The 17912-nt window shown below is 74.1% G+C and carries 16 protein-coding genes, 3 tRNA genes and 1 pseudogene; 13 read left to right on the top strand and 7 right to left on the bottom strand.

Annotated features, from left to right (window positions below):
* The 5 genes from ACGFIA_RS02315 to ACGFIA_RS02295 all read left to right on the top strand — a co-directional run bounded on the left by ACGFIA_RS02315 (nt 1) and on the right by ACGFIA_RS02295 (nt 3566).
* Entirely contained in the window at nt 1-861 is an 861-nt protein-coding gene (locus tag ACGFIA_RS02315; protein WP_357388162.1) for a trypsin-like peptidase domain-containing protein, read from the top strand.
* A gap of 142 nt (nt 862-1003) precedes the next feature.
* On the top strand, nt 1004-1300 hold the full coding sequence (locus tag ACGFIA_RS02310; protein WP_357388160.1) for a hypothetical protein: 297 nt from the start codon (nt 1004-1006) through the stop codon (nt 1298-1300).
* Nucleotides 1301-1309: 9 nt separating this feature from the next.
* Nucleotides 1310-1735, top strand: coding sequence for an alternative ribosome rescue aminoacyl-tRNA hydrolase ArfB (gene arfB, locus ACGFIA_RS02305; protein ID WP_393258010.1), 426 nt, complete (start codon nt 1310-1312; stop codon nt 1733-1735).
* Nucleotides 1736-1784: 49 nt separating this feature from the next.
* Nucleotides 1785-2357: a GNAT family N-acetyltransferase gene (locus tag ACGFIA_RS02300; protein WP_393258007.1), complete on the top strand. Its 573-nt coding sequence runs from the start codon at nt 1785-1787 to the stop codon at nt 2355-2357.
* Nucleotides 2358-2444: 87 nt separating this feature from the next.
* Entirely contained in the window at nt 2445-3566 is a 1122-nt protein-coding gene (locus ACGFIA_RS02295; RefSeq protein WP_393258004.1) for a cellulose binding domain-containing protein, read from the top strand.
* A 25-nt stretch (nt 3567-3591) separates the two neighbouring features.
* Here the strand turns inward: ACGFIA_RS02295 and ACGFIA_RS02290 are convergent, their stop codons facing one another.
* Together ACGFIA_RS02290 and ACGFIA_RS02285 are read right to left on the bottom strand one after the other, a co-directional pair.
* The gene (locus tag ACGFIA_RS02290; RefSeq protein ID WP_393258001.1) at nt 3592-4476 is read right to left on the bottom strand and encodes a 3-methyladenine DNA glycosylase; all 885 of its coding nucleotides are present in this window, start codon (nt 4474-4476) and stop codon (nt 3592-3594) included.
* Nucleotides 4477-4510: 34 nt separating this feature from the next.
* Nucleotides 4511-6142 (bottom strand): hypothetical protein, encoded by a 1632-nt coding sequence (locus tag ACGFIA_RS02285; RefSeq protein WP_393257998.1) that lies wholly within the window; start codon nt 6140-6142, stop codon nt 4511-4513.
* Between the two features lie 215 nt (nt 6143-6357).
* On the opposite strand from ACGFIA_RS02285, the gene ACGFIA_RS02280 reads away from it, so the two are divergent.
* From ACGFIA_RS02280 to ACGFIA_RS02265, 4 genes are all read left to right on the top strand, one after another.
* Nucleotides 6358-7161, top strand: a complete 804-nt coding sequence (locus tag ACGFIA_RS02280) for a fumarylacetoacetate hydrolase family protein (RefSeq protein WP_210898861.1) — start codon at nt 6358-6360, stop codon at nt 7159-7161.
* A gap of 107 nt (nt 7162-7268) precedes the next feature.
* Nucleotides 7269-7340, top strand: a tRNA-Gln gene (locus tag ACGFIA_RS02275).
* A gap of 77 nt (nt 7341-7417) precedes the next feature.
* Nucleotides 7418-7490 (top strand) — tRNA-Glu (locus ACGFIA_RS02270).
* A gap of 152 nt (nt 7491-7642) precedes the next feature.
* Nucleotides 7643-7715: transfer RNA gene (locus ACGFIA_RS02265), tRNA-Glu, on the top strand.
* Nucleotides 7716-8014: 299 nt separating this feature from the next.
* On the opposite strand, the gene ACGFIA_RS02260 is transcribed toward ACGFIA_RS02265, so the two are convergent.
* Nucleotides 8015-8701 carry an IclR family transcriptional regulator gene (locus tag ACGFIA_RS02260; protein ID WP_013284529.1) on the bottom strand — a complete coding sequence of 229 codons (687 nt, stop codon included), beginning with the start codon at nt 8699-8701 and terminating at the stop codon, nt 8015-8017.
* Between the two features lie 49 nt (nt 8702-8750).
* On the opposite strand from ACGFIA_RS02260, the gene leuC reads away from it, so the two are divergent.
* From leuC to ACGFIA_RS02240, 4 genes are all read left to right on the top strand, one after another.
* The gene (gene leuC, locus ACGFIA_RS02255; protein WP_393257993.1) at nt 8751-10193 is read left to right on the top strand and encodes a 3-isopropylmalate dehydratase large subunit; all 1443 of its coding nucleotides are present in this window, start codon (nt 8751-8753) and stop codon (nt 10191-10193) included.
* A 15-nt stretch (nt 10194-10208) separates the two neighbouring features.
* Nucleotides 10209-10796: a 3-isopropylmalate dehydratase small subunit gene (gene leuD, locus ACGFIA_RS02250; protein ID WP_357388143.1), complete on the top strand. Its 588-nt coding sequence runs from the start codon at nt 10209-10211 to the stop codon at nt 10794-10796.
* A 160-nt stretch (nt 10797-10956) separates the two neighbouring features.
* Nucleotides 10957-11577 (top strand): HU family DNA-binding protein, encoded by a 621-nt coding sequence (locus tag ACGFIA_RS02245; protein WP_357388141.1) that lies wholly within the window; start codon nt 10957-10959, stop codon nt 11575-11577.
* A gap of 134 nt (nt 11578-11711) precedes the next feature.
* Nucleotides 11712-13745, top strand: coding sequence for an endonuclease/exonuclease/phosphatase family protein (locus ACGFIA_RS02240; protein ID WP_357467203.1), 2034 nt, complete (start codon nt 11712-11714; stop codon nt 13743-13745).
* A gap of 34 nt (nt 13746-13779) precedes the next feature.
* On the opposite strand, the gene ACGFIA_RS02235 is transcribed toward ACGFIA_RS02240, so the two are convergent.
* The 4 genes and pseudogenes from ACGFIA_RS02235 to cofC form a co-directional block, all read right to left on the bottom strand.
* Nucleotides 13780-14697, bottom strand: a complete 918-nt coding sequence (locus ACGFIA_RS02235; protein ID WP_357390068.1) for an NUDIX hydrolase — start codon at nt 14695-14697, stop codon at nt 13780-13782.
* Nucleotides 14698-14704: 7 nt separating this feature from the next.
* Nucleotides 14705-17005, bottom strand: coding sequence for an RNA degradosome polyphosphate kinase (locus ACGFIA_RS02230; RefSeq protein ID WP_393257988.1), 2301 nt, complete (start codon nt 17003-17005; stop codon nt 14705-14707).
* 54 nt (nt 17006-17059) lie between these two features.
* Nucleotides 17060-17257, bottom strand: coding sequence for a cold-shock protein (locus ACGFIA_RS02225; RefSeq protein WP_357390117.1), 198 nt, complete (start codon nt 17255-17257; stop codon nt 17060-17062).
* A 24-nt stretch (nt 17258-17281) separates the two neighbouring features.
* Nucleotides 17282-17905, bottom strand: a pseudogene (gene cofC / locus ACGFIA_RS02220) (2-phospho-L-lactate guanylyltransferase); the annotation flags it as partial.
* Between the last annotated feature and the right edge of the window lie 7 nt (nt 17906-17912).

The raw sequence follows: 17912 nt of genomic DNA, 5'->3' as shown, positions 1-17912 counted from the left end.
ATGGCAGTGCAGACCGGACTCGGCGAGCCACGCGGCCCGTGGTTCGTCTCGCCGGAGCTGGACCCGGACGGGCGCGGCTACCGGGACGTACCCGGGGGCGGGCCGGAGGCCGGGCGGCGGAGCCTCCGGCACCGGTTGCTGAGCGTGGCGGCGGTGGTGGCGCTCTCCACCGTCTCCGGCGCGGCGGCCGGCACCTGGGCGGCCGACCGGGGCGCGCCGGGACCGGCGGCGGCGTCCGCCGCGCCGGTGCCGGCCGAACTGGTCACCGCCGCCGGCAAGACGGTGCCCGGGGTGGTCTCGGTGATGGTCGGGGGGCGCTCCGGCGCGTCCGCGTCCGGCTCCGGGTTCGCCATCGACAACGAGCAGCACATCGTCACCAACGACCACATCCTGGCGCGGGGCGGCGCCGGCGCGGTGACTGTGGAGACCTCGGACGGGCGGCGCTTCCCGGCCGAGGTGGTGGGCCGGGAGCCGGGCAGCGACCTCGCGGTGCTGAAGGTGCCCGCGTCGGCCGGGCTGCCGCCGTTGCCGCTCGCGAAGGCGAACTCGACGAGGGTCGGGGAGCCGGTGCTGGCGGTCGGGTCGCCGCTCGGGCTGGCCGGGACCGTCACCGCGGGCATCGTCAGTGCCCTGGACCGGCAGGTGCGGATCGGCAACGGCCGGCACACGGCGGTGCAGACCGACGCCTCGATCAACCCGGGCAACTCCGGTGGGCCGCTGGTGAACGCGCGCGGTGAGGTGGTCGGCGTGAACACGGCGATCGCGACCATCGACGGCAGCGGCTCGATCGGCATCGGTTTCGCCATCCCGATCGACCAGGTCCAGCAGACCGCCGACACCATCATCGGCCGGGGTGGCTGAGCCGCCCGCGCGGGCCGGCCCGCCGCCCCCGCGCAGGGCGCTGACCTGCACAAGCGGTGCAAGATCGGTACGAAGTGTCGGATATCCGGCGCGAAATCATCCGAGCATAGAAATATTACGCTGAGTATGGATACTGGCGGAGGTGGAGCAAGCTGTCATCGCGGCCCTCCTCCTGGTGGGCCTGATCATCGGCGCCGGAGTCGGCGCGTCCTACGCGCGTGCGAAGCGTGGCTGGACGGACTACCGGACGGCCCGGACCACCGTCCCCACCGCCCGGCGCAACGCCTGGCTCGCGATCCGGGGCGTGGCAGTCAAGCTCGCCGTGATCGCCCTGCTGCTCTTCGGCGCGGCCGCGTACGCGGCGGCCGGCGGCGGCGAGGAGCGGGCCGGTCCCACGCCGAGCGCCACCCCCACCCCGAGTCACCGCGCCGGGCGCTAGCCTCGGGGCGTGGACGACGGACTGCGGGTGACCGACCGGCTCGTGGTGCCCGCAGCCGAACTGCGGGAACGGTTCTCCCGGTCATCCGGGCCCGGCGGGCAGGGAGTCAACACCACCGACTCGCGGGTGGAGCTGAGCTTCGACCTGGGCGGCTCTCCGAGCGTGCCGGAGGCGTTGCGGGAACGGGCGCTGGCCCGGCTGGCCGGCCGCCTGGTCGGCGGTGTGCTGACGGTGACAGCCAGCGAACACCGCGCGCAACTGGCCAACCGGGAGGCGGCCCGCGAGCGGATGGCCGCGCTGCTGCGCGACGCGGTCGCCCCGCCGCCGAAGGCGCGCCGGCCGACCCGCCCGTCGCGCGGTGCCAAGGAACGCCGCCTGGCCGAGAAGAAGCGTCAGTCCCAGCGCAAACGCGACCGCCGGGTGGACGGCGACTGACCGAAATCCGGTTGAGCCGTCGCGCGCGCCGCCCGGAGAATTCCGCTCCGTGATCGACTTCTCCGTCAAGCCCACGCTCACCGGCGAGCGCGTGGTGCTGCGCCCGTTCCACGACGACGACCTGCCGGCGCTCGCCGAGATCCTGGCCGACCCGGAGGTGGCCCGGCTGACCGGCAGCCCGGCCGGCGAGACGTTCGAGCCGTCCCGGCTGCGCGCCTGGTACGGCACCCGCAACAGCCAGGAGGACCGGCTCGACCTCGCGGTGGTGGACCGGGTGAGCGGCACCTGCGTCGGAGAGGTGGTGCTCAACGAGTGGGACCGGGCCAACGCCAGCTGCAACTTCCGCACGCTGATCGGGCCCGGCGGCCGCGACCGCGGCCTCGGCACCGAGGCGGTCCGGCTCGTCGTCGGGTACGGCTTCGAACAGCTCGGCCTGCACCGCATCGGCCTGGAGGTGTTCGCGTTCAACCCGCGCGCCCGGCGTGCCTACGAGAAGGTGGGTTTCGTCGCCGAGGGGACGCTGCGGCAGGTGCTGCGCGACGGCGACGACTGGGTGGACGCCACGGTCATGTCGATTCTCGCCCCGGAGTGGAACGAGCACCGGGGCCACCCGGAGGGTTGAGCCGAAGGCGTCGAAGCGCTTCAATGCGTATGGGAGCGTCAGGGCCGTCACCGACCACCACGTCACAGTGACAGGAGTCCCTTCCGCATGTCCCGAAACCCCCTGCGCGCCGCGCTGACCGCACTCGCCGCGCTGCTACCGGTCCTCGCCCTCGGCCTCGCCCTCACCGCCACCCCGCCCCCGGCCGCCGCGGCCGCCACCCCGATCCGCGTCATGCCGCTCGGCGACTCCATCACCGGGTCGCCCGGCTGCTGGCGCGCGCTGCTCTGGAACCGTCTCCAGTCCACCGGCCACACCGACGTCGACTTCGTCGGCACACTCGGGCCGCAGGGCTGCGGCGTGCCGTACGACGGCGACAACGAGGGCCACGGCGGCTACCTCGCGACGAACGTGGCGAACCAGAACCTGCTGCCCGGCTGGCTGGCCGCCACCCGCCCGGACGTCGTGCTCATGCACTTCGGCACCAACGACGTGTGGAGCAACATCGCGCCCGCCACGATCCTGGCCGCGTACTCGAAACTGGTGGACCAGATGCGCGCCGCCAACCCGGCCACGACAGTGCTGGTCGCGAAGATCATCCCGATGAACCCGGCGAGCTGCCCCGAGTGCGGCCAGCGGACCGCGGCCCTCAACGCGCTGATCGACGGCTGGGCGGCCGGGAAGACCACAGCCGCGTCGCCGATAGTCGTGGTCGACCAGTGGACCGGGTTCAGCACCGCCACCGACACCTACGACGGAGTGCACCCCAACGCGGCCGGGGACCAGAAGATGTCCGACAGGTGGTACCCCGCGCTGGTCGCCGCGCTCGGCCGCACGACGCCCGGCCCGACAACGAGCCCCACGCCGTTGCCGACCGTCAGCCTCAGCCTCAGCCCGTCGCCCACCGTGGGCCCGACGTCGACGCCCGGCGGCTGCACCGCCACCTGGCGCCTCGCCGGCCAGTGGCCGGGCGGATTCCAGGGGGAGGTGACCGTGCGCAACGACGGCACCGCGCCGATCGCCGGCTGGACGGTGCGCTTCCCGCTCGCCGGCGGCCAGCGGATCAGCCAGGCGTGGAGCGCCGACGTGACGCAGACCGGAACCACTCTGACCGCCCGGAACGCGAGCTGGAACGGCGCCCTGGCCCCGGCCGCCCAGACCACGTTCGGGTTCCTGGCCGACGGTGCCGCCCCGAACCCGGCGCCGACGGTGACCTGCGCCGCGAACTGACCGGCCGCGCCGGCCGGCCCCGCGCTCAGCGGTGGTCGGCCGGCGTCGCGCGGTCCAGCGCGGCCAGCAGCCGGGCCCGCAACCCGGCGGCCCGCCCGGCGAATTCGCGCTGGGCGGCGGCGTACTCGGCCCGGCCCTCCGGCGTCTCCACCCGCACCGGCGGGTAGCCCAGATCGGCCAGGTCGTACGGGCTGGCCCGCATGTCCAGCGCCCGGATTTCCCGGGCCAGCGCGAAACAGTCAGCCACCAGCTCCGACGGGACCAGCGGCGACAGCTTGTACGCCCACTTGTAGAGATCCATGTTGGCGTGCAGACAGCCCGGCTGCTCCAGCGCGTGCTGACCCTCCCGGGTCGGCTGGAGCACGTTCAGCGGCCGGGCCGGCGCGGTGAAGAAGCGGAACGCGTCGAAGTGGCTGCACCGCACGCCGCGCTCGGAGACCACAGCCGCCGTCGCCGCCGGGCTCAGCCGGAGCGGCCAGGCGTTGTGCCGCACCTGCTCCTGAGTCTGCCGGTAGACCATCGCCCACTCGTGCATGCCGAAACAGCCGAAGTGCGCCGGGCGTGCGGCGGTCGCCGCGAGCAGCGTACGGATCCAGGCGATCGACTCGGCGCGGCGCGCGCGTACCCGGTCGGTGTCCAGGGTGAGCCCGGCGGCGCCCGCTGTGTAGTCCGGGCCGAAGGCGGCCGGTTCGGCGTCGCGCAGCACCACGCCCGCACCCGGGTGCCAGCGGCGCAACTGCGCCGGGCGGTGCGAGTAGTAGGTGAACAGGAAGTCCTCCACCGGGTGCTTCACCCCGGTGCGACGGCGGGCCAGGTGCGGCGTCAGCCAGGCGTCCACCCGCGCCTCGTGGGCCTGCCGGCGGGCCTGCCAGTCGGCCCGGTCGAGTGCGGGGGCGAGGGCGGCGGTCACACACCCCAGGGTACGACCGCCGCCCGTGCCCGGATCACGTCACGTCCACCCGCACGCCCGCGGAGAAGACGCCGCTGCGCAGCTCCAGCCGCTTCGGCGGCTCGTCCCCGCGCATGGTGAACACCAGCGGCAGCAGCACCCGCCGCCCGGCTGCCACCGGCTGGGTGAAGACGTCCCGGCCCAGGTTCGCCACCCGGGTCGCGTCCTCGTCGGCGGCCACCCAGTTCCCGCTCGGCAGGTACGCGCGCTGCAACTGCCCGTGCCACGTCTGGTCCTCGGACGTGAGGTTGCGCACCCCGATCGTGGCCAGGCACGGCCGGCCGCCACCGGGCGCCGGAGGCAGCACGTCGGCGCCGCAGCTCAGCCGGTAGACGGTGAACTCGAACGCGTTCTCGCGCAGTGGCTGGCCCAGCGCGCCGGTGACGCTGGTGCCCACCCACGCGCCGCTCGTCGGCTGCTTGGTGGTGTCCATCGCGGCCACCCGCTGCGTGGCCGACCAGGCCGCCGCGCCGACCACACCCGCGAGCACGGCCGCGGCCACGCCGACCACGAGCCAGACCGGCGGCCTCCGACGGCGGCTCGCGGGCGACGGTACGGACGTCCGCGGATAGACGGTGCCCCGCTCGGCCGGCCCTCGACCCGGTCCGCCTCGGGCCGGCATGCCCTGACCCGGTCCGCCCTGACCCGGCATGCCCTGACCCGGCATGCCTTGGGTCGGTCCGCCTTGGGTCGGTCCGCCCTGACCCGGCATGCCTTGACCCGGTCCGCCTTGGGCCGATCCGGCCTGGCCCGGCCCGCTCCCGCCGGGTATGTCGAGGCCGGGCACGACGCCGGTGTGGCGGGCACCGCCTCCGGGGGCGCCGGTGGGCGTCGCGCCGCCTCCGGGCGTACCCCCGGCAGGTGTCGTCCCGCCGCGGACCATGACGCCGGGCGCGGCGCTTCCCGCCGCCGCGCGCCGGCGGCGCCGCACGGCCCACCACAGCACGCCGGCGGTGACCACCAGCAGCGCGGTGAACGCGGCGAGCAGCACGGGCGGCCGCCGCCAGGCCGGGGCGGCGGTGATCTGGGCCGCCGGGGCCGTCGCGGCACCCACCCAGGTCGCCGTGGCGCAGTCGAACGGGCGGGTGCCGTCCGTGCCGTAGACGCAGGTGGGCGCGGTCACCGACCGGCCCTGGCCGGGAACCGACAGCGCGGTGTGCAACGTGGTGGTGCTCTTGGCCGGCAGCCGCAGCCGCCAGGTCACCTCACCGGCGCTCGCCCCGGCGGGCCGGCTGGCCCGGCCACCGCCGGTCACAGCGGTGGCCCGCGACCCGTTCGGCAGCTCCTGCCGGACCATCGTGTCGACGGGTGCCGTGCCGGCGTTGCGGACCTCGATCCGGTACCCCGGCGCCGGGGTACCCGACGCGCCCACCGCCACGCTTACCGGGGGCATCGTCGGCCGGACCTGCGCCGGGCCGGTGGTCGGCACCGCCGGGGGCACCGCCGGCACGCCGGTCGGGATCGGGGTGCCCGCGGCACCGGGGATGACCGCCGCGGGCGGGGCCGGATGGGCGGGGGCGGCGGCCGCGCGGGGCGTCGCCGGGGACAGCGCCGGTACGGCGGCGATGACGCCGAGGCAGTTCACGAATACTGCCAGGGCCCTGTGGTGTCGTCTCGATGCAGGCATACCAACGAACCTCCGGACCCGAAGCTATGGGCCGGGGACCGCCGGGCGGGTACGAAGCCGCCATTCCCGCCCCGTCCGGCGCGATCGCGCGTACCCTGCCGCGACCTCGCCGTGTGGAGGCCGGCGGCTGCCGGTGCGGGTGGGCCGCGCGGCGGCCGGGCACGCCGCCTGCCGGTGTCCGCCGGGCGGCGGTCGGGCGGGGATAGATTGGCCGGGTGCGTATCGCTCGTTTCGCTCATGCCAAGGGAATGTCGTTCGGGGTCGTCGAGGGCGAGCCGGAGGCCGGGCCGCAGGGCCTGACCATCGCCGAGATCGAGGGCCACCCGTTCGGACAGATCCAGTTCTCCGGCGCCCGCTGGGCGCTCTCCGACGTCCGGCTGCTGTCGCCGATCCTGCCCAGCAAGGTGGTGTGTGTCGGCCGCAACTACGCCGAACACGCCGCCGAACACGGCAGCGAGGTGCCGAAGGAGCCGCTGCTCTTCCTCAAGCCGTCCACCTCGGTGATCGGTCCACGCGATGCCATCCGTCTGCCGATCTTCTCCAAGCAGGTCGAGCACGAGGCGGAACTCGCCGTGGTGATCGGCGCCCCGGGCGCCCGCCGGGCCGACCGGGCCGCCGCCGAACGGGCCATCTTCGGCTACACCTGCGCCAACGACGTCACCGCGCGGGACCTCCAGCGTTCCGACGGGCAGTGGACCCGCGCCAAGGGCTTCGACTCGTTCTGCCCGATCGGGCCGTGGATCACCACCGGGCTCGACGTCAGCGACCTGGAGATCCGCTGTGAGGTGGGCCGCAACCCGGAGGAGATGGAGGTACGCCAGATCGGCCGAACCAAGGACATGGTGTTCGACGTACCGGGGCTGGTGTCGTACATCTCGCACGTGATGACGCTGCTGCCCGGCGACGTGGTCCTGACCGGCACGCCGGCGGGGGTTAGCCCGCTCACCGAGGGGGATACGGTCACCGTGCGGATCCAGGGGATCGGGGAGCTCAGCAACCCTGTCGTCCCGGTCGCCTGATTCGGTCCGATGCCTCGTTTCCGCTGGTCAGATGGGTTTCGAGGGGTTGGATTTGGCCTGTCGGCACCGGGAGGGTAAAGTTCATTCCCGGCGCCGCAAGGGGCCAATGGGGTATGGGGTAATTGGCAGCCCGACTGATTCTGGTTCAGTTAGTCTAGGTTCGAGTCCTGGTACCCCAGCGCAACCGAGGGTTCGCAAGAACCCTCGGACGCTGGATTCCGGCAGCTCACCGCTGGCGGAGTGCAATGAAGGTTCTGGCCCCGTCGTCTAGCGGCCCAGGACGCCGCCCTCTCAAGGCGGTAGCGCCGGTTCGAATCCGGTCGGGGCTACAGCACCGACAGCCCGTCCCGTTGTCTGGGGCGGGCTTTCTGCTGTCCGGCCCCCGTGCGCAAGGGGGTGACCCCCTCCGCGTGACGCCGGGCGGATGCCGCTAGACTACTGCCACGCCGCCCGGCAGGGCGGTGAAGCACGAAAAGTGCCTGGCCCCGTCGTCTAGCGGCCCAGGACGCCGCCCTCTCAAGGCGGTAGCGCCGGTTCGAATCCGGTCGGGGCTACGTCACCGAACGGCCCGTCTCGCGTCGAGCGAGGCGGGCCGTTCCGCATTCCCACCCCCGCCCGCCCCGGCCCCGCCCCGGCCCTCCCCCCGGTGATCAAGGAGTTTGGGTCACCCTTGCCGCCCCGATACGCCGCAAACTCCTTGATCAGGGGCGGGGGGAGGGGTGGGCGTGTCGCCGTTCCGGGCAAGCGAAGATCTTGGTACGAAACGGCCCCTCCAGGGACTGAACAGCCCCTCCAGGGGCCGTTTCGTACCAAGATCTCGCAGCCGGGCAGCCGGGCAGCCGGGCAGCCGGGGTTAGAGGCCGGAGAGGCGCTGGCCGGCCCGGACGACGGCCATGGCGTGGCGTTCGCCGGGGCGGCGGCCGAGGCGCTCGATCGGGCCGGAGATGCTGATCGCGGCGATCACCCGGCCGGTGCGGTCGCGGATCGGCGCTGAGACGCTCGCCACACCCGCCTCCCGCTCGGCGACGCTCTGGGCCCAGCCACGCCGCCGCACCTCGGCCAGCGTGCGGCCGGTGAACTTGGAGCGGGGGAGCAGCGGCATGACCGCCTCCGGGGGCTCCCAGGCCAGCAGGATCTGCGCCGCCGAACCGGCTGTCATCGGCAGCACCGAGCCGACCGGGACGGTGTCCCGCAGGCCGCTGGCGCGCTCGGCGGCGGCCACGCAGATCCGCTCGTCGGCGCGGCGCAGGTAGAGCTGGGCGCTTTCGCCGGTGGCGTCCCGTAGCGCGGCGAGCAGCGGCTCGGCGGCGGTCAGCAGCACGTCCGGGGCCGCGTTCGCCAACTCGCCCAGGCGTGGACCCGGGCGCCAGCGCCCCTGGGTGTCCCGGACGAGCATCCGGTGGATCTCCAGCGCCTGTGCCAGCCGGTGCGCGGTGGCCCGGGGCAGCTTGGTGCGTTCAACGAGTTCGGCCAGGCTGGCGCCGTCGACGCAGGCGGCCAGGATGACCACCGCCTTGTCGAGAACGCCGACACCGCTCATACTGTGTCCCACAAGCCGAAATTTACCTCCCAGAATTTAGGATGTCCAGATGGTGGGAGTCACTCAACCGAGGACCCTGGCCGAGAAGGTCTGGGACGCACACGTGGTCCGCTCCGCCGACGGCGAGCCGGACCTGCTCTTCATCGACCTGCACCTGCTGCACGAGGTGACCAGCCCGCAGGCGTTCGACGGGCTGCGTCTGGCCGGGCGCGGGGTCCGCCGTACCGACCTGACGATCGCGACCGAGGACCACAACACCCCGACCGGGTACGACGACCCGGCGTTCCGCTCCCGGCGCGGCGACCTGCTCACGATCGCGGACCCCACCTCCCGCACCCAGATCGAGACGCTGCGCCGCAACTGCGCCGAGTTCGGCATCCGCCTGCACCCGCTGGGCGACGAGAACCAGGGCATCGTGCACGTCATCGGCCCGCAGCTGGGCCTCACCCAGCCCGGCATGACGATCGTCTGCGGCGACTCGCACACCGCCACCCACGGCGCGTTCGGGGCGCTGGCGTTCGGCATCGGCACCAGTGAGGTCGAACACGTCCTGGCCACGCAGACGCTGCCCCAGGCCCGCCCGAAGACCATGGCCGTGAACGTCGTCGGCGAGCTGGCGCCCGGCGTCACCGCCAAGGACCTGGTGCTCGCGCTGATCGCGCAGGTCGGCACCGGCGGCGGGCGCGGACACATCGTCGAGTACCGGGGCGAGGCGATCCGCGACCTCTCGATGGAGGGGCGGATGACGATCGCGAACATGTCCATCGAGTGGGGCGCCAAGGCCGGCATGATCGCGCCGGACGAGACCACGTTCGCGTACCTGAAGGGGCGGCCCAACGCTCCCCAGGGCGACGACTGGGACGCGGCGCTGGAGTACTGGCGGACGCTGCCCACCGACGAGGGCGCGACCTTCGACACCGAGGTCACGCTGGACGCGAGCCGGATCACGCCGTTCGTCACCTGGGGCACCAACCCCGGGCAGGGCGTGCCGCTGGGCGCCACCGTGCCGAGCCCGGAGGACTTCGTCACGGAGCCGGAGCAGGTAGCCGCCCGGCGGGCCCTGGAGTACATGGACCTCACCCCGGGCACGCCGCTGCGCGACCTCGCGGTGGACGTGGTGTTCGTCGGCTCCTGCACCAACGGCCGCCTGGAGGACCTGCGGGCCGCCGCCGAGGTGCTGCGCGGGCGGCGGGTCGCCGAGGGCGTACGCATGCTCGTGGTCCCCGGCTCCGCCGCGGTCCGGGAGGCGGCCGAGATCGAGGGGCTGGACAAGGTCTTCACCGACGCCGGCGCCGAGTGGCGCTTCGCCGGATGCTCGATGTGCCTGGGCATGAACCCGGACACCCTGAAGCCGGGCCAGCGCTCCGCCTCGACCTCCAACCGCAACTTCGAGGGACGGCAGGGCCGGGGCGGGCGTACGCACCTGGTGTCCCCGCCGGTCGCCGCCGCCACCGCGGTGGTCGGCCGCCTGGCCGCTCCCGCCGACCTGTAGAAGGGCAGCCGAGAGATGGACAAGTTCACCACCCACACCGGCACGGCCGTGCCGCTGCGCCGATCCAACGTGGACACCGACCAGATCATCCCGGCGGTGTACCTCAAGCGGGTGACCCGGACCGGTTTCGCCGACGGGCTGTTCAGCGCGTGGCGGGAGGACCCGGCATTCGTGCTCAACGATCCGGCTCATTCGGGCGCGTCGATTCTGATCGCCGGTCCCGAGTTCGGCACCGGATCCTCCCGGGAGCATGCCGTCTGGGCGCTGCGGGACTGGGGCTTCCGGGCCGTCATCTCGCCTCGCTTCGGCGACATCTTCCGGGGCAACGCGCTCAAGGAAGGACTCCTTCCGGTAGAGCTGGAATTGAAAGCCGTCGAGGAACTGTGGGGCCTCGTGGAATCGGAGCCGAGCACTCCGATCACTGTCGACCTCGCCGCCCGCCAGGTCCGCGCCGGGGACGCCACCTGGGCCTTCCCGCTGGACGACCACAGCCGCTGGCGGTTGATGGAGGGCTTGGATGACATTGGACTCACCCTCCGGCACCAGGCCGAGATCAGTGCCTTCGAGGCGTCCCGGCCGTCGTTCCTGCCGTCGGTAGCCTGACCGCAGACGGCTTCTCGCCCCCACCGGTGTATCCGGTGGGGGCGAATCCGTTGCGACACAAGGGCTTTTTTCCACCGAATGTTTGTGTCCAGGCAGCACAGGGCATACCGTGCGCGCAGAATGGCTCGCGTCGAGTCAGTTGCACAATCGGGAGGAAGTCGTGAACAAGGCCGAGCTCATCGAGGCGCTCGCCGTTCGCCTGGGGGACCGGAAGACGGCGACGGCCGCGCTCGACGCGGTTCTCGCTGAGGTCCAGGCGGCGGTCACCAAGGGCGAGAAGGTGGCGATCACCGGTTTCGGAGCGTTCGAGAAGCGCGTCCGGGGAGCCCGAACAGCGCGCAATCCGCGAACCGGCGAGGCGGTGAAGGTCAAGAAGACCTCCGTCCCGACGTTCCGGGCCGGCGCGGGCTTCAAGGAGATGGTGGCCAGCGGCAAGGTGCCGAAGGACACCGCCGCCGCGAAGAAGACCACCGGGGCCGCCAAGGCGACGGCGGCGAAGACCACCGGCGCCGCGAAGAAGACCACGGCGGCGAAGGCCACCAAGACCACCGCGACCAAGAAGGCCGCGCCGGCGAAGAAGGCCGCCGCGACCAAGACCACGGCGGCGAAGAAGACCACGGCGGCGAAGTCCACCGCGGCGAAGAAGACCACCGCGGCGAAGAAGACCACCGCCGCCAAGAAGACGACCGCGGCGAAGTCCGCCACGGCCAAGAAGACGACGGCGGCGAAGAAGGCCCCCGCGAAGAAGGCGCCGGCCAAGAAGGCCGCCACCCGGCGCTGACCGGACGACCCGGCAGAGGGCGCCCACCGTTCGCGGTGGGCGCCCTTTCGCACGGGTACGCGTTGACCACCCGCCGTCGCGCGCCGCAGAATCGCCGTGCCGAAAACCCCCGTCGGTCACGAGAAGAGGCGCCCGTGCGGCACCGTCACCTCTCCACCCTCACGCTCGCGCTCGGTATCGCGGTTCTGCTGGACGTGCTGCGAGTCTGGCTGCCGTCGGTCATCACCCTGTTCGGGCGGGCCGCCGAGACGCCCGCCGAGCTGCTCGGCGCGTTCGCGCTCGGCTGGTTCCTGCTGGCCCTCGCCGCGCCCACGCTCGTACGCCGCGTCGGCGCCGGCCCGGTCGGACTCGTCGCCGCGGGTGTGCTGGCGGCGGCCCGGCTGGCGCTCACCGCGCAACCGGGCGGCCCGGCCCAACTCTGGCTGGCCTGCGCCGGACTGCTCGCCGGCCTGGTCTGGCTCGCCGCTGTCGCCGCGTCGGCAGCGCGACCGGTTGCCGGGCTGGCGCTCGGTCTGGCCGGCAACGCCGTCGGCCACGCCCTGCTGGGCACCGAGGATCTGGTGTGGCGCGGCGGGACGCTCGGCTGGAGCCTGAGCGTCCTGCTGGTGTCGGCGTTCCTGGCCGCGTCCACTGCGGCGCGGCGCGAGCGGACGGCCGCGCCGGCGGACGTGAGGGACGGGGAGCGGACGGCCGCGCCGGCGGACGTGAGGGACGGGGAGCGGACGGCCGCGCCGGCGGATGTGAGCGACGGGGAGCGGACGGCCGCCCCGGCGGCGGATGTGGTGGACGGCGACGCCGGGCCGCGCGCGCCCACCCCGGGCCGCCGGGCCTGGCTGCTGTGCGGGCCGGCGCTGTTGCTGGCCGGCCAGGTGGCGCTCGTCCCGGCGCTGTGGAGCGCCGCCGCCGGTGGCGGATCGCCCGACTTCCCCGGCCTGGCCCGCCCCGGCAACGGCGCCCTGCCGGGCGCGCTCGCGGTGCTGCTGTTCCTGGCGACGGCGTTGTTCCGGGCACCGATGCGCCTGGCCCGGGTGGTGTGGCCGCTGGCGCTGCTCGCCGGTTCGGTGCTGTTCGTGGCCGGGCGTCTCGTCCCGGCGTACCTGCTCACCGCCGCCGGCCTCGGCGGCTGCCTGGCGCTCACCGACTCGGCCGCCGACGACGACCGGGCCGCCGACGACGGGCGGGCGGGGGCGCGGCGCGGGCGGGCGGCGGCGCTCGGGATGCTGGTGTTCGCGGTGGCCACGGTGGCCTACTACGCCGCCTACGACCTGGGGTACCCCAACGGGTGGGCACCGGTCGCCACGGCCGTCCTGGTGGCTCTGGTGGCGGTCGGCGCGTCCCTCCGGCCCGGCGTGACGTCATCCGCCCCGGCGCTGCCCACCACGGCCCGGGTGGCGGCCCTGGGCGGCCTGACGGCGCTGGCCGGGCTCGCCGCCACGCTGCACGTGCCGCCCACCACCGCCCGGGCCGCCACCACCCCGGCGGCGGTGCGGGTCGCCGCGTACAACATCCGGATGGGATTCGGCCTGGACGGCCGGCTGGACCTGGACGCGGTGGCCCGGGAACTGCGCGGCGCGGACGTGATCCTGCTCAGCGAGGTCGACCGGGGCTGGTGGCTCAACGGCGGCCACGACACGCTGGCGTCGCTGGCCGGGCGGCTGGGGATGCCGTACGTCTTCGCGCCCGCCGCCGACCCGGTCTGGGGCGACGCGGTGCTCAGCCGCTTCCCGGCGCGCTCCGGGCAGACCCGGCGGCTGACCGCGCACGGTGCGCCGACCGGTGCGCAGGCGCTCGGCGTCACGCTCGACCTCGGCGGCCGGGAACTGGCAGTGGTGGCCACGCACCTGCAACCGCCGCCCGGCCGGGATCCGGTCGAGCAGGCGGGCGAGGTGGCCGCGTTCGCCGGCCGGTACGCGAACGGCCGTCCACTGGTGCTCGGCGGCGACCTGAACACCGAGCCGGACGACCCGGCGTTCGCCGAGTTCACCCGCGCGGGTCTGGTGGACGCGCTGGGGCCGGCCCGGCCGTTGCGGACCAGCCCGGCCGACGATCCGCGCACCCAGATCGACCACGTCTTCGTCTCGCCGGGCCTGACCGCCACCGAGGTACGCGCACCGCGCACCGAGGCCAGCGACCACCTCCCGGTGACGCTCACCGTCACGCTGCCCTGAGGGCCGCCACCACCGGCGCCGGCCGCGGCAGGTCTCACAACCGGTCGGGGAGGACCAGCCGGTCACCGGCGAACGGCAGCAGCCAGCCGCCGCCCTTGGCGGTGGTGAAGTCGTCGTCCACGCGGCCGGTGAGCCGTTCCAGCGCGCCCGGGATCACCTTGCCCTGGCTGCACACCGCCACCGTCCCGGCGGCCTGCGCCAGCGCGGTCAGCCGCGCCGCGGCCGCCAGCGCGCACTCCTCGGCCTGCTGGCCCGGCACCGGCTCGTCGAAGTCGCCGCAGACCTCGATCGGCAGGTCCAGCCGGGCCGCCGCCGGGTCCAGCGTCTGCACGCAACGCCGGGCCGAGGCGGAGAACAGGTGCGCCGGGCGGACCAGCGCGACCAGCGGGACCAGCGCCCGCGCCTGCGCCCAGCCCTGCTCGTCCAGCGGGCGGCCGTGGTCCGGGCCGGTCCAGGTGCCGCGCTTGCCGGCGTGCGCGTGCCGGACCAGCAGCACCGTCGCGGTGACCGGCGGCAGCGGCGCGAACGCGGCGATCACCTCGGCGTCGTGCGGGTAGCTGACGCGGCGTACCGCGTCGTCGACCGGGAACCAGGCCACGTCGTCGACCTCGGTGCCGGGCTGGAAACCGCCGGTGCCGACGGCCCGCATGGACCAGTAGTCGACCGCCTTGGCGTGGCCCTCGCTGCGGTAGCGGACCGTGGGCAGGCGTACCTGCGGCACGGCGCGTACGTCGGTCTCCTCGGCCACCTCCCGGACGGCGGCCACGAGCGGGTGCTCGCCGCGGTCCAGCTTGCCCTTCGGCAGCGACCAGTCGCCGTACCGGGGGCGGTGCACCAGGCACACCTCGACGCCGGCCGGACCCGGGCGCCACACCACGCCGCCCGCGGCCCGGATCCGTACCGGTTCGCCGTCGCTCACCCGCTCACCGTATGCCCGCCCGCCACGCGCCACGGCCCGCTCAGTCCGCCCGTCCGCCGACCCGGCGCAGCAACAGATCCTGCAGGTGGGTGAGCGGTGTGTGGCCGTCCCCGGTACGGCGGTGCCAGGTGCCGTCCGGGGCCAGCTCGAACGCGTCCACGTCGGGATCGAACGCGGCGGTGAGGACGTGGTCCAGTTCGGCCCGGGCCACCGGGTCGCTCACCTGCACCAGCGCCTCCACCCGGCGGTCCAGGTTGCGGTGCATCAGGTCGGCCGAGCCCATCCAGAACTCGGCGTCGCCGTTGTTGCCGAACCGGAAGATCCGGGAGTGTTCCAGGAACCGGCCGAGGATCGAACGGACCCGGATGTTCTCCGACAGCCCCGGCACACCCGGCCGCAGCGTGCACATGCCCCGGATCAGCAGGTCCACGTGCACGCCGGCCCGCGACGCGCGGTAGAGCGCGTCAGTGATCTCCTCGTCCACCAGGGAGTTCACCTTGAACTGCACCAGCCCGGGCATGCCCAGCCGGACGTGTTCGATCTCCCTGTCGATGCGTTCGATCAGGCCGCTGCGGATGCCCTGCGGCGCCACCAGCAGCCGCCGGAACGCGGTCTGCCGGCTGTAGCCGGTGAGCACGTTGAACAGGTCGGTCAGGTCGGCGCCGATCTCCGGGTCGGCGGTGAGCATGCCGAAGTCCTCGTAGAGCCGGGCCGTCTTCGGGTGGTAGTTGCCGGTGCCGATGTGGCAGTAGCGGCGGATCTGGTTGCCCTCCTGGCGTACCACCAGTGCGGTCTTGCAGTGCGTCTTGAGCCCCACCAGGCCGTACACCACATGGCAGCCGGCCCGTTCCAGCGTGCGCGCCCAGCCGATGTTCGCCACCTCGTCGAAGCGCGCCTTCAGCTCCACCAGCACCACCACCTGCTTGCCGGCGGCGGCGGCGTCGACGAGCGCGTCCACGATCGGGGAGTCGCCGCTGGTGCGGTAGAGCGTCTGCTTGATGGCGAGCACGTTCGGGTCGGCCGCCGCCTGCTCGACGAAGCGCTGCACGCTGGTGGCGAACGAGTGGTACGGGTGGTGCACCAGCACGTCGCCGTCGCGCAGTGTGGCGAAGACGCTGCGCGGCACCTCGCCCTCGGCCAGCCGCGGATGGGTGGCCGGCACGAACGGCGGGTCCTTCAGGTCGGGCCGGTCGGCCTCGCCGTAGAGCTGCCAGAGCGCGGAGAGGTCGAGCAGGCCCCGCACCCGCAGCACGTCGTGGCCGTCCATGTCCAGCTCGCGGACCAGCAGCTCCAGCATGTGGTCGGAGATGGAGGCGGCCACCTCCAGGCGTACCGGCGGGCCGAACCGGCGCCGGGCCAGTTCCCGTTCCAGCGCCTGGAGCAGGTCCTCGTCGCGGTCCTCGTCCACCTCCACCTCGGCGTTGCGGGTCACCCGGAACAGGTGGCACTCGACCACCTGCATGCCGGAGAACAACTGGCCCAGGTGCACCGAGATCAGGTCCTCGACCGGCAGGAACCGCACGCCCGGCTGGTCGCGGTGCACCCGGACGAACCGGGGCACGTTGTTCGGCACCTTGACCCGGGCGAACAGCTCCGAGCCGCCGTCCGGGTCGCGTACCGACACGGCCAGGTTCAGCGACCGGCCGGAGATGTACGGGAACGGGTGCGCCGGGTCGACGGCCAGCGGGGTGAGCACCGGGAAGATGTGCTCCCGGAACCAGGTGCGCAGCCGCTCCCGCTCGGCGTCGTCCAGGTCGCTCCAGCGCAGGATGCGGATGTCCTCGGCGGCGAGCTTCGGCAGCACGTCGTCGACCAGGCAGGCGGCGTGCCGGGCGACCAGCCGGGCCGCCTTCTCGGTGATCAGTTCGAGCTGGGTGCGCAGCGGCAGCCGGTCACCGCCGCGTACGGGCAGGCCGGCGGAGAGCCGCCGCTTCAACCCGGCCACCCGGACCATGTAGAACTCGTCCAGGTTGCTGGCGAAGATGGCCAGGAACTTCGCCCGTTCCAGCAGCGGGGTGCGCGGGTCCTCGGCGAGCGCCAGCACCCGGGCGTTGAAGTCGAGCCAGGACAGCTCCCGGTTGAGGAAGCGGTCCTCCGGCAGCGGCGGCACGGCCGGCGGGGCGGCGTCGGCGGCGGACTCGTCGGCCGGGCCCTCGACCGGGTCGAGCGGCTCGTCCAGCCCGGTCGCGCCGGCCGCGTCCGGGTCGGCGCCGAGGCGCTCCTCCGGGGGCCGGGTCTGGCGGAACCGCCCGTCCGGGCCCCGGGTGGGGTGGCCGTTGCGGGGCGTGCCGGGGTCGAGGATCGGCGGCGGACCGTCGGGGTGCTCGCGAGGGGTGCTCACCACCTCATGATTCCCCGAAGAGGGTGAACGGAAAATGAACTCGGGCCAGGTTGTTCACGCCATCGTCGGCAAGGTCACCCGGATCACCTCGCCGTCGGCGTCCCGCTCGATCCGGACACGCTGCCCCAATCGGAGCAGCCGCAACCCGGAGGCGTCGAACGCGCGGGCCGGGAACGCCAGTTCGGTGCCGTCGTCGAGCAGCAGCACACCGCTGCGGGTCGACGCGTCGTAGGTCGCCACCGTGCCCTGCATGCCAGCACCGTACCGGAACGCTCCGGCGACCCGGTCCAGCAGCGCCGCGGTGCGCGGCCCCACGCCCAGCCCGGCGGCGTCGGCCAGGTCGGCCGGGGTGTCCACGTCCCGGCGCAGGCTGGGCCAGTCACCGGCCAGCGGCAGCGCCCCGCTCGCCGCGTGCGCGGCGGCCGAGCCCGGCCCGAACTCCGGCGCCAGCGGCACCCCGGCCGGCGCGGCGAGCAGCACCGTGCCCGTGCCGGGGGCGTCCGCCACGAACCCGCGTACCCCCTGGGTGGCCCGCAGCGCGGCGGCCAGGTCGGCCGGTCGCAGCGCCGGCAGGTCGGCGGTCAGGCCGGCCACGGCGGCGCGCGGCCCGGCCACTGCCGCGCCATGCCGCAACGCCGCGTTCAGCCCGCCGCCGGGGTCGCCGACGACGCGGGCGCCGGCCGCGCCCGCCACCGCGCCCACCGACGGGTCGTCGGTGACCACGAGCACCCCGGCGACCGCCGGGCACGCCCGCACCGCGCGCAGCGTGTCGGCCGCCAGGGCCAGGGCCAGCTCCTCATGGGGTACGCCGGGCAGCGCGCCCCGCAGCCGGCTCTTCGCCGCTGCCAGGCGCTTCACCGGCGTCACCACGGTCCAGCGGGCCTCAGACACGCCGACCATCCTGCCA

It is taken from the genome of Micromonospora sp. NPDC049203, from assembly GCF_043197215.1.
In the GTDB taxonomy this organism is placed as follows: domain Bacteria; phylum Actinomycetota; class Actinomycetes; order Mycobacteriales; family Micromonosporaceae; genus Micromonospora.
The sequence above is the reverse complement of the archived record's forward strand: the minus strand, read 5'-3'. Positions and strand labels throughout refer to the sequence as shown.

Coding starts and splice junctions, on each gene's coding strand:
- ACGFIA_RS02315 (WP_357388162.1), top strand. CDS start 1: ATGGCAGTGCAGACCGGACTCGGCGAGCCACGCGGCCCGTGGTTCGTC.
- ACGFIA_RS02295 (WP_393258004.1), top strand. CDS start 2,445: ATGTCCCGAAACCCCCTGCGCGCCGCGCTGACCGCACTCGCCGCGCTG.
- ACGFIA_RS02285 (WP_393257998.1), bottom strand. CDS start 6,142: ATGCCTGCATCGAGACGACACCACAGGGCCCTGGCAGTATTCGTGAAC.
- ACGFIA_RS02260 (WP_013284529.1), bottom strand. CDS start 8,701: ATGAGCGGTGTCGGCGTTCTCGACAAGGCGGTGGTCATCCTGGCCGCC.
- leuC (WP_393257993.1), top strand. CDS start 8,751: ATGGTGGGAGTCACTCAACCGAGGACCCTGGCCGAGAAGGTCTGGGAC.
- leuD (WP_357388143.1), top strand. CDS start 10,209: ATGGACAAGTTCACCACCCACACCGGCACGGCCGTGCCGCTGCGCCGA.
- ACGFIA_RS02225 (WP_357390117.1), bottom strand. CDS start 17,257: ATGCAGGGCACGGTGGCGACCTACGACGCGTCGACCCGCAGCGGTGTG.